Origin of the sequence: Methylobacterium sp. Leaf85 (assembly GCF_001422125.1) — a bacterium.
Taxonomy (GTDB): Bacteria; Pseudomonadota; Alphaproteobacteria; order Rhizobiales; family Beijerinckiaceae; genus Methylobacterium; species Methylobacterium bullatum.
The window spans coordinates 98,335-112,405 of sequence record NZ_LMME01000031.1; the positions used below are offsets into that span (position 1 = coordinate 98,335).

General features: G+C 66.4%; 15 protein-coding genes. 11 read left to right on the top strand and 4 right to left on the bottom strand.

The genetic code is table 11. The features are described 5' to 3' along the window. Positions 1-59 precede the first annotated feature (59 nt). Complete coding sequence (locus ASF08_RS16805; protein WP_018041966.1) at positions 60-1,016, top strand: LysR family transcriptional regulator; 957 nt, start codon at positions 60-62, stop codon at positions 1,014-1,016. Further along, positions 1,013-2,248: an NAD(P)/FAD-dependent oxidoreductase gene (locus tag ASF08_RS16810; RefSeq protein ID WP_056147416.1), complete on the top strand. Its 1,236-nt coding sequence runs from the start codon at positions 1,013-1,015 to the stop codon at positions 2,246-2,248. The genes ASF08_RS16805 and ASF08_RS16810 overlap by 4 nt, the downstream gene beginning before the upstream one ends. 26 nt (positions 2,249-2,274) lie before the next feature. On the opposite strand, the gene ASF08_RS16815 is transcribed toward ASF08_RS16810, so the two are convergent. Next, positions 2,275-2,595: a helix-turn-helix domain-containing protein gene (locus ASF08_RS16815; RefSeq protein WP_238253774.1), complete on the bottom strand. Its 321-nt coding sequence runs from the start codon at positions 2,593-2,595 to the stop codon at positions 2,275-2,277. Positions 2,596-2,908: 313 nt separating this feature from the next. Between ASF08_RS16815 and ASF08_RS16820 the strand changes: the two genes are divergently transcribed. From ASF08_RS16820 to ASF08_RS16845, 8 genes are all read left to right on the top strand, one after another. Continuing rightward, the gene (locus tag ASF08_RS16820) at positions 2,909-3,403 is read left to right on the top strand and encodes an META domain-containing protein (protein WP_026175611.1); all 495 of its coding nucleotides are present in this window, start codon (positions 2,909-2,911) and stop codon (positions 3,401-3,403) included. A gap of 327 nt (positions 3,404-3,730) precedes the next feature. Continuing rightward, positions 3,731-3,901 carry a hypothetical protein gene (locus tag ASF08_RS25385; protein WP_200931873.1) on the top strand — a complete coding sequence of 57 codons (171 nt, stop codon included), beginning with the start codon at positions 3,731-3,733 and terminating at the stop codon, positions 3,899-3,901. 280 nt (positions 3,902-4,181) lie between these two features. Next, positions 4,182-5,156: a cysteine synthase A gene (gene cysK / locus ASF08_RS16825; protein WP_018041961.1), complete on the top strand. Its 975-nt coding sequence runs from the start codon at positions 4,182-4,184 to the stop codon at positions 5,154-5,156. Positions 5,157-5,248: 92 nt separating this feature from the next. Next, on the top strand, positions 5,249-6,502 hold the full coding sequence (locus tag ASF08_RS16830) for a DUF2254 domain-containing protein (RefSeq protein ID WP_056147419.1): 1,254 nt from the start codon (positions 5,249-5,251) through the stop codon (positions 6,500-6,502). 51 nt (positions 6,503-6,553) lie between these two features. Beyond that, positions 6,554-6,892, top strand: coding sequence for a hypothetical protein (locus ASF08_RS16835; protein ID WP_056147899.1), 339 nt, complete (start codon positions 6,554-6,556; stop codon positions 6,890-6,892). Then, positions 6,893-7,141, top strand: coding sequence for a hypothetical protein (locus ASF08_RS16840; RefSeq protein ID WP_056147424.1), 249 nt, complete (start codon positions 6,893-6,895; stop codon positions 7,139-7,141). A 51-nt stretch (positions 7,142-7,192) separates the two neighbouring features. Next, on the top strand, positions 7,193-7,357 hold the full coding sequence (locus ASF08_RS25390; protein ID WP_200925866.1) for a hypothetical protein: 165 nt from the start codon (positions 7,193-7,195) through the stop codon (positions 7,355-7,357). Positions 7,358-7,476: 119 nt separating this feature from the next. Beyond that, on the top strand, positions 7,477-9,132 hold the full coding sequence (locus ASF08_RS16845; RefSeq protein ID WP_056147435.1) for an acyl-CoA synthetase: 1,656 nt from the start codon (positions 7,477-7,479) through the stop codon (positions 9,130-9,132). A 77-nt stretch (positions 9,133-9,209) separates the two neighbouring features. Here ASF08_RS16845 and typA read toward each other — a convergent pair whose 3' ends face one another. Both typA and ASF08_RS16855 read right to left on the bottom strand, forming a co-directional pair. After that, positions 9,210-11,030: a translational GTPase TypA gene (typA, locus tag ASF08_RS16850; RefSeq protein ID WP_018041955.1), complete on the bottom strand. Its 1,821-nt coding sequence runs from the start codon at positions 11,028-11,030 to the stop codon at positions 9,210-9,212. Positions 11,031-11,437: 407 nt separating this feature from the next. Then, entirely contained in the window at positions 11,438-11,791 is a 354-nt protein-coding gene (locus ASF08_RS16855) for an ArsR/SmtB family transcription factor (RefSeq protein ID WP_018041954.1), read from the bottom strand. Positions 11,792-11,898: 107 nt separating this feature from the next. Here ASF08_RS16855 and ASF08_RS16860 point away from each other — a divergent pair, with 107 nt between their 5' ends. Beyond that, a complete protein-coding gene (locus tag ASF08_RS16860) occupies positions 11,899-12,645 on the top strand; it encodes a glucose 1-dehydrogenase (protein ID WP_056147438.1) in 747 nt (248 codons plus the stop codon). Positions 12,646-12,718: 73 nt separating this feature from the next. Here the strand turns inward: ASF08_RS16860 and ASF08_RS16865 are convergent, their stop codons facing one another. Continuing rightward, positions 12,719-14,008: an ArgE/DapE family deacylase gene (locus ASF08_RS16865; RefSeq protein WP_056147443.1), complete on the bottom strand. Its 1,290-nt coding sequence runs from the start codon at positions 14,006-14,008 to the stop codon at positions 12,719-12,721. Between the last annotated feature and the right edge of the window lie 63 nt (positions 14,009-14,071).

Consider the following 14,071-nt stretch of genomic DNA (forward strand, 5'->3'; position numbering starts at 1 on the left):
TGCAAAGAAGGAATTCTGAAAAAACTTGCGGGCGGTTCCAAAAAAACTAAAAACGCCGGATGCGCAACCTCTCGCTCAAGCAACTCCAGGCCGTCGCAGCGGTCGCCCGCCTCGGAACGATGACCCGTGCGGCCCAGGAACTCAATGTCACCTCGGCGGCGCTCTATGCGCGCATCCGCCAGTTGGAGGAAGAGGCGGGGCTGCTGCTGTTCGACCGGACACCCACGGGCCTGAAGCCGACCGATGCCGGGCGCGAGATGCTGTGGGCGATCGACAGCATCAACACGGTCCTGGAGACCTGCGCCGACCGGCTCCAGACCCTCAAGGGTGGCAGCGGCGGGCGGGTCGCCATGGGGGTGGTGTCCACCGCCAAGTATTTCACGCCCCAGATCATCGCCGGCTTCGTCGACCGTTACCCCGCGGTGGAGATCAACCTCGTCGTCGGCAATCGCGGCGCTATGGTCGAGGCCCTGCGCAACTACGAGATCGATTTCGCCATCATGGGCCGTCCGCCGCGCGACTTCGCCATCGAGGCCGAGATGTTCGGCGCGCACCCACTGGTGATCATCGCGGCGCCGAGTCATCGCCTCAGCACGCGGACCAACCTCACGCGGGCGGATCTGGCCGAGGAATCCTTCCTGGTGCGCGAGGAGGGGTCCGGCACCCGCACGGTGTTCGAAGAGTTCATGTCGGGCATCATGATCCAGCGCGCGAAACTCGGGATCGATTCGGGCTCGAACGAAACGATCAAACAGGCGGTGATGGCCGGGCTCGGCATCGCCCTCATCTCCGGCCATACGGTGGCGGCCGAGGTCGAGAGCGGGCGCATGATCCTGCTCGACGTGCAGGGATTGCCGATCCGTCGCGACTGGTACGTGGTCCGCCGCGCCGACAAGGTGCTCGGGCCGGCGGCGGCGGCGTTCTGGGATTACACGGTGAAGGAAGGCGGTCGGAAGCTGCCGCGCCTGGCCCTGACACCGGCCGTCAGTTCGGTCACCGCGGAGTTCGAGGCGTGAGAGAGACCGGGATCGTCGTCGTCGGTGCCGGTCAGGCCGGCTTGCAGGCTGCGGCCTCCCTGCGCGAGGCGGGCTACGGCGGACTCCTGACGATGATCGGCGACGAGCCGAGCCTTCCCTATCAGCGTCCGCCGCTCTCGAAAGCCTATCTCGCCGGCAAGGTGGATGCCACCGGCCTGTTCCTGCGTGCGCCGGGCTTCTACGCGGACCACGGCATCGCCTGCGAGACCTCGGTCGAGGCCGTTGCGATCAACCGGGCGGCCCGCCGAGTCTGCCTCAGCGACGGACGCGACCTCGGCTACGATCATCTCGTCCTCGCCACGGGATCGCGAAACCGGCCTCTGCCGGTGCCAGGGACGGAGCTCGCGGGCGTGTATCAGCTGCGCTCGATCGCGGATGCCGACCGGATCCAGGCGGCCATCGGCGAAGCGCGCAGCATCGCCATCGTGGGCGCTGGGTTCATCGGGCTCGAATTCGCCAGCATCTGCGCCGCGCGCGGTCTGTCCGTCACCGTCATCGAGGCCGCCGACCGCCCGATGGCCAGGGCGGTGTCCGAGCCGATCGCCACCTTCTTCCGAGAGGTCCACGAGAGCGCCGGCATCCGTTTCCTGTTCGGCGGCGGCGTGCAGGCCATAGAGGGCTGGGCCGGTCGGGCCGCGTCGATTGTCCTGTCGGACGGCGCCACCTGCCCGGTGGATCTGGTCCTGATCGGGATCGGTGTCCTACCGAACCAGGATCTCGCGGCCGAGGCCGGCCTTCACGTGGAGGACGGCATCGTCGTCGATTCCGTCCTTCTCACCGACGATCCGTCGATCTCGGCCATCGGCGATTGTGCCCGGTTTCCCACACGCTTCGCCGCCCATGGTACGGCGCGCGTCGAATCCGTCCAGAACGCTATCGACCACGGCCGCTGCCTCGCCGCCCGCATCACCGGGCGCCCCGCCCCCTACGATGCCGTCCCCTGGTTCTGGAGCGATCAAGGCGGCCACAAGCTGCAGATGGTGGGATTGCCGGTTCCGAGCGACGTCTCGGTGCGACGCGCCACCGCCGGGGGCTTTGCGGTGTTCCGCTATCGCGGTCCGCACCTCACTGGAATCGAGACGGTGGATTCAGCGGCCGAGCATATGGCCGCCCGCCGGATCATCGCGCGCGGCCTGTCGCCGACCCAAGACGAGGCCGCCGATCCGACCTTCGACCTGAAAGCTCTCGCGATGGGACGCGGCGGCGCCTGAAGAGGCTCAGAAGTGAAGCCGCAACCTCAGTGATCGTTTTCCGTGGTCAGCGAGCCGAGGCGCGTACCCTCGTCTCCGCCCGTCGCGCGCAGGCCGACCCCGCTCTCGCTGCCTTCGTGAAAGACGATGCCGGCGGTCATGAGGACGCTTCTCAAAGCCTCGATCCGGCCCGAGGCCGGATCGCCGGTGCCATTCTCGAAGGCCTTCACGTCCTGCTCGGCCAGACCGACCTTGGCGGCGAGATCCGCCTCCGACCAGCCCAGCATGCCGCGAGCGGCCCGCGATTGCGCCGGGCTCATCGTGTTCGGCCCTGCCCCGCCGCGTCCGTTCTCGTCCAATCCCGACACAGGAAGCTCTCCGTCATGCAATGGCGCTCAACGCACGCCCGCTTCTAAGCTGCTTTAACGAGGCTCGCAGGGGGATTGTTCACGTAGAGTAAGCGTGGAGCGACGTTTGGAAGGGGATGACAAGGAAAACCTGGGATAGACAGTCTTGACCATATTTGTGCTGGAATCTTATCCGAAGGGCGTCCGTACGCCGTCCGCGCGAGCTTCGTCCGACACGGAGCTTCGCATGGAACGCGCGGCCCGAACTCTTGCAACCGGGACGCGGTGCGCGACCATGCGAGTTCGAATGATGATGACGAAGGAGGGCCGGACGATGAGAGCGATGCTGTTCGCCGCGATGGCTTGTGCCGCGACGGCGGGGATGCTGGCGACGGGCGCAATGGCGCAGGGATCCAACGTCACCGGCTTCGGCAAGGACAACCGCGAGAAGCCCGAGAAGAAGCAGTACGTTCCGGCCGCCAAGCCTCAGGAGAAGATGTTTCCCCTCGATGCGACCTGGACCGCGGTGAGCCTGAACGGCAAGCCCTTCAACGGCACCGACCGCCCGAGCTTCATCATCGACAAGCAGTACCGCGCCCGCGGCTACGGCGGTTGCAACACCTTCGCCGCCACGGCCTTCCCCCTGCGCGAGCAGCACCTCGCCGTCGGCCCCCTCGCTCTCACGAAGAAGCCCTGCGACAAGGGTACCGGTGCCAGTGAGCAGGACTTCTTCATCGCCCTGCGCACCGCTGCCCAGTGGGACCTCGTCGGGTCGCAGCTGGTGATCAAGAGCCAGAAGGGCGAGCTGAAGTTCGATCGCGCGCTCTAGATTTCGCTGCAACGCGGCCGGTTACCGGACGCATTCCCTCGGGCGAAGACGCGCTACGATGACCGTTCGCGTTAGACGGACGACTCGACCGGTCGCAAGGAAACCGAGGTCGGAAGGACAGCGATGACGGCGCAGGCGGGGCGGCCCGACGCCCTGCCCAACCCTCGGTGCAGATTCGTCGGGCGAACTGACGCCGACTCCTTCGCGAAGATCGACCTCACTTTAAGACCGCGTTGACGACGATCCGAGGTCTCCAGCCCGGCTTTACCCCTCGTTCAATGCCCCCGTCGCCTTCTGCCAATCGCGGTTGAGGCGAGGGGAAGCGAAATGGTGAAGCGACTGGAATGGGCGACGGGGAGCGTCGTCCGCAGCGGCGTCCGCGAACAGGCCGTCTACACCTGCCCGCCGAGCCTGCATCCGGGAGCCTTCCGGATCGCGCTGTCGACGCCGCTTTGCGCGGCTCTGCTCGTGCTGTCCGCGATGGTCCTGTTCTCGTGAACGCCGCCCGATCCCGGCATTGATCGGCACTCGACTGCGCGGAAGATCTGGGATGACAGGCCGCTCGCGGCATCGCGAGAACTAAATTCTCCCGATACCCCACCAAGCAAATCAATATTTCTACTGATGATTCAGACTGTTGAAGACAGAGAAGATTTGTCTTTGACCTGCGGCCATTGCCGATTGCCTCGCCTAGAGCGACGCGATATCCCGGCGCACACCGAGCGCAGGGCCTGTCGAGGCCTTCGCAATGCGTAAGAGCCGATCAGGAGATCTCGTCATGGCCGACACCAGCCCCTCGCAGTCCCGCAAACCCGGCCACGGCCACATCTACGGCTCGATCACCGAGACGATCGGCAACACGCCCCTGGTCCGGCTCAACCGGATCACCAAGGAGCGCGGCGTCGATGCCGAGATCCTGCTGAAGCTCGAGTTCTTCAACCCGATCGCCAGTGTGAAGGACCGGATCGGCGTCAACATGATCGACGCCCTCGAAGCCTCCGGCCAGTTGAAGCCGGGCGGCACGCTGGTGGAGCCCACCTCCGGCAATACCGGCATCGCCCTGGCCTTCGTGGCGGCGGCGCGCGGCTACCGCCTGATCCTCGTCATGCCCGAGACCATGTCGCTGGAGCGCCGCAAGATGCTGGCCTTCCTCGGCGCGGAACTCGCCCTCACCCCTGGCCCGCAGGGCATGAAGGGCGCGATCAGCAAGGCCGAAGAGCTTCTCAACGAGATTCCCGGCGCGATCATGCCGCAGCAATTCTCGAACCCGGCCAACCCCGAGATCCACCGCAAGACCACGGCCGAAGAGATCTGGAACGACACCCAGGGCCAGCTCGACGCGTTCGTGGCCGGCGTCGGCACCGGCGGCACCATCACGGGCGTCGGCAGCGTGCTGAAGCCGCGCCTGCCCAACCTCAAGGTCGTCGCCGTGGAGCCAACCGATTCGCCCGTCATCTCCGGCGGCCAGCCCGGCCCGCACAAGATCCAGGGCATCGGCGCCGGGTTCATCCCCGGCAACCTCGACCGCGAGGTCATCGACGAGGTGATCACGGTCTCGAACCAGGAAGCCTTCGACACCGCCCGGCTTCTCGCCAAACTCGAAGGCATCCCCGGCGGCATCTCCACCGGCGGCAACGTCGCCGCAGCTCTGAAACTGGCGGCGCGGCCGGAGTTCCAGGGCAAGCGCATCGTCACGGTGGCCTGCTCGTTTGCCGAGCGCTACATTTCCTCGGCGCTCTTCGAGGGGATCTGACCTCCGACGGCCGGCCCTGCCACGGGGCCGACTTTTCCAGGACGACGGCGCTTTCTCCCTGTGGCTTTCGAGCCCCTTTCTGAAGGCCGCCCTTGTCCTCAACTGCCCTGTATCGGATCCGCCGCGCCACCCGCCGCCCCTGGCTGCGGGTGGCTGCATTCTGCGGAGCCGGTGTCGCGGCCGCGCTCGCCTCGGCCTTCGGCGCGCCGCTGATCCCCATCGAGATAGCCCGATCGATCGGCGCCGACGCCGTCGACCAGATCCTGTCCGTGCTCGCGACGAGCATGTTGCCGGTGGCGACATTCTCGCTCTCGATCATGGTGCAGGCCTATGGCGGCGCCACCAGCAACGTGACGCCCCGTGCCGTGACCCTGCTGATGGAGGATACCCGCGCGCAGAATGCGGTGGCGAGCTTCATCGGCGCCTTCGTCTACAGCGTGGTCGGGCTGATCGCGCTCAAGACCCATTTCTACGGCGATCAGGGCCGGGTCATCCTGTTCGGCCTCACCCTCGTCGTCCTCGCCTCGGTGGTCGTCACCCTGGTACGCTGGATCGACACCCTGGCCCATCTCGGCCGGGTCGGCGAGACCGTCGACGCCATCGAAGAGGCGGCCTGTGCCGCGATCAGGCGGCGGGCCGAGGCACCCTATCTCGGTGGGCTGCCCTGGTGCCCCGCACCGGAGGGCGCGATCGCCGTGCAAGCGCAGAGCACGGGATACATCCAGCATGTGGATTCCGGGGCGCTGGAGGCGCTCGGCGAGGCGTCGGACCTCGTCCTGCACCTTGCGGTCCTACCAGGCAGCTTCGTCCATCGGGGCCGACTCCTGGTAGAGATCGACGGCAATCCCGACGCCGCGACCCTGGCCGGCATCACCAGGGCCTTCGTCATCGGCGACAGGCGCAGCTTCGACGATGATCCGCGCTTCGGTATCATCGTCCTTACTGAAGTCGCCTCGCGCGGGCTGTCTGCGGCTATCAACGATCCCGGCACGCCGATCGACGTCATCGGGACGCAAGTAAGGGTTCTGACGCTCTGGGCCGAATGCTGGGCCGCTCCGACACGGGGCGAGATCTACCCACGCCTGCGGGTACCGGGCATCGAGGTGGCGGACCTGTTCGCCGACGCGTTCCGTCCCATCGGCCGCGACGGTGCCGCTTGCGCCGAGGTTGGGGTGCGCCTGCAAAAGGCGCTCGCCGCCCTTCACGCCATTGGCGGCCCCGACTTTCAGGCGGCCGCACGCCGGGAGGCGGACAATGCACTCGCGCGGGCGGAGAAACTCCTCGACTTGCCCGACGATCTCGAAGTCCTGCGAGCCGCTCATGCCCTCGTCGGCCATCGAGGCTGACGCAACCTCGCGGCCCATGGAGTGGTTGAACCTCCAACATTGGAGGACACCATGACGGTTGAGCCGCGCCAGCGCCCTTCGCTGAAGAATTTCGACACCTATACCGATCGAAACGGCCAAAATCCCGGCCAGGACAATGCCCGTGATGTCGGCATCCCGTCGCGCACACAAGCCGATCTCAAAGGCGATCCCTCGGGAGAGGCGGAGACTGCCCGTATCGCGTCCGGGACGCCGAGTGAGGACGCCATCGACCAGACGGAGGCGGAAGTTCCGGCCGAGAACATCCGGGCCATCGGTGATGCTTCGCAGAAAGCTGAGCCTCAGAGCGCGGCGGCGAAGGATTCCATCGATCGCGCCACCGCGAGCGTCGGCAAGGACGAGGAGAGCTAGATGTCGGATTTTGACAAGCAGCCCACCGATGCCGCGACGCGCAAGCCCAACAATGTCGGATCCCGGGGCGAGCCTGCGTTGGAGGGTGGACACCAGACCGCGCAACAGGCGGCCATCACCGGCATCGATCCGGGCGGCCTCAGCGATGCCGACCGGAAGGCGAACTGGAACAAGGACGCCGACAAGGCCGGGCGCAACCCGACTCCCGTGGGCGGTTCGTCGAATGGCCAATCGGACCGCAAGCGGTGAGACGCATCGTCAGGGGACGACGTGACGCTTCGAATAAGGAGAGCAACACCCATGGTGGACGATGTGGACAAGAACGATAAGCCACCGCAGGGAAAGCCGGCCAACTCGGCACCCGATGCCGTGATGGATCCCAATGAGAAGACCGAAGGCAAACCGGGACAAGGGCCGCAGGGCGACAAGTCGCCTGATGACGAGACCGATCCTGGCGGCGGCTGAAGCGTCATGACGATGAAGGGCGTGGTCTTCGATCGAAACATGCCCTTCGTCCACAAGTCGCGAAGACCATTGAGCGCACCGGTGAGGCGGGTACTGTGTTCCAAAGGGAGACAGACGCCATGAATGCCCCCGATTCGGTCGTAGAAGACGCGACGTCGATCTACGATCGGGACCTCGACCGAAACCCGGCCAATCACCAGCCGCTGACACCGCTGAGTTACCTCGACCGGGCGGCGCGGGTGTTTCCCGACCATGTGGCGGTGATCCACGGTGACTTGCGCCGAACCTATGCCGACCTCTACGAGCGCAGCCGACGTCTCGCGGCGGCGCTCAAAGCGCGCGGCATCGGCCGGGGCGACACGGTGGCTGTCATGCTCGCCAACACCCCCGAAATGATCGAGTGCCATTACGGGGTGCCGATGTCCGGCGCGGTGCTCAACACCTTGAACACCCGTCTCGACGCGGCCGGCTTGGCCTTCTGCCTCGACCACGGTGAGGCCAAGGTGCTGATCACCGATCGGGAGTTCAGCCGGGTCGTCGGCCCCGCACTGGAGCAGGTCGAAGCAAAGCCCCTCGTCATCGATGTGGACGATCCGGTGTTCACCGGCGAAGGCACCGCCATCGGCACCGTTGACTACGAGGCCCTGCTGGCCGGGGGCGACCCGACGTCCGACTGGGCGATGCCGGCGGACGAATGGGACGCGATCTCGCTGAACTACACCTCGGGCACGACCGGCGACCCGAAGGGAGTGGTCTATCATCACCGCGGCGCGGCGCTCCTGTCTCTCGGCAACGTCATCACCGGCAATCTTGGGCAGCACCCGGTTTATCTCTGGACCCTGCCGATGTTCCACTGCAACGGCTGGTGCTTCCCCTGGACCCTGTCGGTGGTGGCCGGCACCCATGTCTGCCTGCGACAGGTTCGGGCCGGCGCACTCTACCAAGCACTTGCCGAGCACAGCGTCACCCATCTGTGCGGCGCGCCGATCGTGATGCAGTTGCTGCTCAACGCCACCGATTCCGAGCGCCGCCCCCTGCCCCGGCGCGTCGCCTTCCTGACGGCGGCCGCGCCCCCGCCCCAGGCGGTGCTCGGCGCCATGGGGGCAGCCGGCTTCGACGTCACCCATCTCTACGGCCTCACCGAGACCTACGGCCCGGCCGTCGTGAATGCCTGGCACCGGGACTGGGACGCCCTCGATGCGGACGCGCGTGCGGAGAAAATGGCGCGCCAGGGCGTGCGCTACCCCGTTCTCGAAGGCTTCGACATCCGCGACCCCGAGACCTGCGAATCGGTGCCCGCCGATGGGCAGACCATGGGCGAGGCGATGTTCCGCGGCAACGTGGTGATGCGTGGCTACCTGAAGAACCCCACCGCCACGCAGGCCGCCTTCAAAGGCGGCTGGTTCCGCTCCGGCGACCTCGGGGTCAAGCACCCGGACGGCTACGTCCAGTTAAAGGACCGCTCGAAGGACATCATCATCTCGGGTGGCGAGAATATTTCGTCCATCGAGGTGGAGGACGCCCTGTTCCGCCACCCCGCCGTCGCGGCCGCCGCCGTGGTGGCCAAGCCCGACGCGAAATGGGGTGAAACTCCCGTCGCCTTCGTAGAGCTGAAGCCCGATGCGAGCGTGGAGGCCGACGCCCTCATCGCCTGGTGCCGCGAGCGGCTGGCTGGCTACAAGCTGCCCCGCCACATCGTGTTCGGAGAGTTGCCCAAGACCACGACGGGCAAGGTGCAGAAGTACCTGCTGCGTGAGCGGGCGAAGACCGAGTGAGGGCGCCGGCTCCGCTCAAAAAAGAAAAGGCCGGGCGATGAGCCCGGCCTTCGTATGGTTCAAATCGTGGGCGCCCCTCAGGCGACGCCGCCCGAGCGCTCGAAGCGCTTGCGCTCGTTCGGGTCGAGGTAGGTCTTGCGCAGGCGGATCGACTTGGGCGTGACTTCCATCAACTCGTCGTCCTGGATCCAGGCCAGCGAGCGCTCCAGGGTCATGCGGATCGGAGGGGTGAGGCGCACGGCCTCGTCCTTCGAGGTGGTGCGGATGTTGGTCAGCTTCTTGCCCTTGAGCACGTTCACCTCGAGGTCGTTCTCGCGGTTGTGCTCGCCGATAATCATGCCCTGATAGACCTTGGCGCCGGGCTCGATCATCATCGGGCCGCGATCCTCCAGGTTCCACATGGCGTAGGCCACGGCCTCGCCCTTGTCGTTCGAGATCAGCACGCCGTTGCGGCGGCCGGGCATCTCGCCCTTGTAGGGCTCGTAGGCCTTGAACAGGCGGTTCATGATCGCGGTGCCGCGCGTATCGGTCATGAGCTCGCCCTGGTAGCCGATGAGGCCACGGGTCGGCGCATGGAAGACGAGGCGCAGGCGGCTACCGCCCGAGGGCCGCATCTCGATCATCTCGGCCTTGCGCTCGGACATCTTCTGCACGACGACGCCCGAGTATTCCTCGTCCACGTCGACCACGACCTCCTCGACCGGCTCGAGGACGTTGTCGTTCTCGTCTTTGGAGAGCACCACACGAGGACGCGACACGGCGATCTCGAAGCCTTCACGGCGCATGGTCTCGATCAGGATGGCCAGCTGCAACTCGCCGCGACCGGAGACGAAGAACGAATCCTTGTCGGCCGCTTCCTCGATCTTGAGGGTGACGTTACCCTCGGCCTCCTTGAACAGGCGGTCACGGATCATGCGGCTCGTCACCTTGTCGCCCTCGGTGCCCGCCAGGGGCGAATCGTTGACGATGAAGGACATGGTGACGGTGGGCGGATCGATCGGCTGGGCCTGGATCGGGGTCTCGACCTGCGGGTCGCAGAAGGTGTCGGCCACGGTGCCCTTCACGAGGCCGGCGATGGAGACGATGTCGCCCGCCTCGCCGATGTCGATGGGCGCGCGCTCCAGGCCGCGGAAAGCCAGGATCTTCGAGACGCGGCCGGTCTCCACGAGCTTGCCCGTGCGATCCATGACCTTGATGGCCTGGTTCGGCTTCACGGTGCCGGACGCGATGCGGCCGGTGATGATGCGGCCGAGGAAGGGGTTGGCTTCGAGCAGGGTGCCGAGCATCCGGAACGGACCCTCTTCGACCTTGGCCTGGGGCACGTGCGAGAGCACGAGGTCGAAGAGCGGCGCGAGGCCGTCTTCCTGGGAACCGTCGGGCGACGTCGCCATCCAGCCGGCACGGCCCGAACCATAGAGGATCGGGAAATCGAGCTGGTCGTCGGTGGCGTCGAGGGCCGCGAAGAGGTCGAACACCTCGTTCACCACCTCGGTGATGCGGGCGTCTGGACGGTCGACCTTGTTGATCGCCACGATCGGCTTCAGACCGATCTTGAGGGCCTTGCCGACCACGAACTTGGTCTGGGGCATCGGGCCCTCGGCGGCATCGACGAGGACGATCACGCCGTCCACCATCGAGAGGATACGCTCCACCTCGCCGCCGAAATCGGCGTGGCCGGGGGTGTCGACGACGTTGACGCGGGTATCCTTCCAGACGACCGAGGTCGCCTTGGCCAGGATGGTGATGCCGCGCTCCTTCTCGAGGTCGTTCGAATCCATCGCGCGCTCTTCGACGCGCTGGTTGTCTCGGAACGACCCCGACTGGGACAGGAGCTTGTCGACGAGCGTCGTCTTGCCGTGGTCGACGTGGGCGATGATGGCGATGTTGCGAAGCTTCATAAGGTATCCGGCAGCGAGAAGAGCCCGTCACGCGACGGGCCGCAGGGATGCGGCCGGCAGCGCCGGGTCACGGGATCGAGCTATCGCGTCGCAATATAAGGTGTCGGGCGTTCCGGCAAGGGGCATGGACCGCGTGTCTGCCACTCATCTCACGCGGACCCGCGTGCCGCAGCAGCGGGTCCGCCGCTTTGATGCGCGGAATCGGCGAGGGCCGGTGACACTGTCCTACGGTCAACTCGCAGTCTGCGGCGCAGGAACAGGACGACCTAAGGCAACCGTTCGCCTCCGGCTCGGCATGAGCGAAGGCGTCGACGACACGAGGAACGCCGGTAGGCCGAAGGACGACGTCCTGCGTCCCTCAGAGCAAATCGGCATTCGCGAGGCGAGGCGAGGCGAGGCCCTGGCGGTTACTCGCCTGTCCCGCACGCGCTCGCGTCGATGCTCGATGCGTAGGCGGCCATGATCGCTGCCAGTAGACCCGGAAAGCGAGACTCCACCTCGGCGCAACGCGAGCGGTTCCGCATCTCCACGCCGTGACGTTCGCAGTGGATCAATCCGGCCTCGCGCAGCACCTTGAAATGGCTCGAGAGCGAGGATTTCGGGATGATCTGGTCTCCCATTGCGGACAAGGCCGAGCAGGCCTCGACGCAGCCCGCGCTCCTGATCCGCGCGAAGATCACCGCGCGGCGAGGATCGGACAGGGCGTGGAGGATCGCTTGCGGCTGGACGTCCTCGATCGCGGGGTGAAACAGGGGCCTCATAATTTGTCCATATGGGGACTTGATCTTCGTTCGTTTAGTTCCGAAGTTCCGAACTATGGGACCAAGACAGCTAGTCGGCAGCCGGTTCCCGACGAAGGATAGCACACATGTCGAAGCTTGACGGAAAGGTCGCTGTCGTGACCGGCGGATCGAAGGGCATCGGTGCGGCGATCGCCAAAGCCCTGGCGAAGGAGGGTGCGGCCGTCGTGGTCAATTACGCATCGAGCAAGGCCGGAGCCGAAACCGTGGTCGCGGACATTACCGCGGCCGGGGGCAAGGCCATCGCAGTCCAGGCGGACGTCTCCAAGGCTGCTCAGGCACAGGAATTGGTCGAGGCAGCAGTGAAGCGGTTCGGCCGGCTCGACGTGCTGGTCAACAATTCCGGCGTCTATGAATTCGCGTCGATCGAGGAAATCACCGAAGAGCATTATCGCCGTCTCTTCGACGTCAACGTGCTCGGCGTCCTGCTGGCGACTCAGGCGGCGGCAAAGCATCTTGGGGAAGGCGGCAGCGTCGTCAATATCTCCTCGGCTATCACCCATGTGCATACGCCGAGCGCGGCGGTCTATGCCGGCACCAAGGGCGCCTTGAACGCGATCTCGGACGTCCTCGCCAACGAGCTTGCCCCACGCAAGATCCGTGTGAACGTGGTCAGCCCCGGCTTCGTGGTGACCGAGGGCACCCACACAGCCGGCATCGTCGGCTCCGATATGGAAGCGGGGTTCATCGCGCAGACACCGCTCGGCCGGGCCGGCCAGCCGGACGATATCGCCGAGGTCGTCGCCTTCCTCGCGTCAGACGATGCCCGTTGGTTGACCGGCGAGAACATCACCGCCAGCGGCGGCATTCGCTGACGCGAGGCAACACGGCCCGCGCGTGCCCCCTCGCCAGGAGCACGCCCGGGAACACGGGCCGCGACGCCCGCGCCTATCGCCCGAGCGCCTCGGTCCCGCACCATTCAGCCACGAACAGCGCCATCGCGGTGGTGATCCGCTTGACCGAAGCGAGGCTGACGCGCTCGTCGAAACCGTGGATGTTCTCGCTGATCGGCCCGTAGCAGAGGGCCGGAACCCGGTCGTAGAGGGCATGGACGCGGGTATCGAGATAGCTCGGCGACATGAAGCTCCGAAGGTCGGTCCCCGTGGCCCGCTTGTGCGCGGTGGCGAGCACGGCCTCGGCCTCCGAGCCTTCGTCCAGCTCGTAGCCTTCCGAGAAGAAGCCGTTGAAGGCCACCACCGGCGGCGTCTTCGCCAGGAACGCGTCGGTCCGGGCGAAGTCCGCCACCGCCGCCTCGATCTCGCGTGCCGCATCCGCCGCGCCGACGCCCGGATAGATCGCGATCCGGCAGGCGATCCGACACCAGGCGGGCACCGACGAGGCCCAATCGCCCCCCTCGATCCGGCCGACATTGAGGTTGATCGGATGCGCTTCACCCTCGAAATGGCGGCGTCCCGTCTTGCGGGCGTTCCACGATTCCTCGAGTTCGCGCAGGGCCCCGATCACCCGGTAGGCCGCGTCGATGGCGTTGGCTCCCGCCCCCATCTCGCGGACATGGACAGGCGTGCCCCGCACCTCGACCGTGAACCACAGCACGCCGGTATTGGCGCGCACGAGCTTCTCGTCCTCGGGCTCGGGGATCAGCACGGCATCGGCCCGGTAGCCATGCAGATGGGCCATCAGAGCACCGTTGCCGGTGGATTCCTCCTCGACCACGGACTGGACCGTCACGGTGGCAGCCGGCTGAAGCCCGATCCGGGCCAGCGCATCGAGAGCGAAAAGGTTGGCGGCGTGGCCGGCCTTCATGTCGGCCGCACCCCTTCCGTACATCCAGTCGCCCCGTATCACCGGATCGAAGGGCGGGTGGCTCCACAGGTCGAGGGGACCGGGGGGTACGACGTCCACATGCGCTTGCAGGATCAATGAGCGACCGGTCTCATGCCGGGGCCGGTGGATGCCTACGACGAGGGGCACATCGGAATGCTCCGGCGTGATCCGTCCCCCGCCGGGATGCGCGCTGATGGCCGCATGGTCCATACGGACCTGCTCCATGGCGTAGCCGCGCTCCCTCAGGCAGCGGAAGACGTGGTCCTGAATCGCGTGCTCGGCGCCCCGGACCGAGCCGAACCGGACAAGGGCCTGGATATGGGCCACCTGCTCGGCGAAGCCCAACTCCACCGAGGTGGCAATACGGTCCGCGAGAGCAGGGTCGAGCGCCATCGATCGTCCTCGTGAAAGCCTGTCGAACCGCCCTTCACATAGGCCCATCCGATCGGGCTGGAA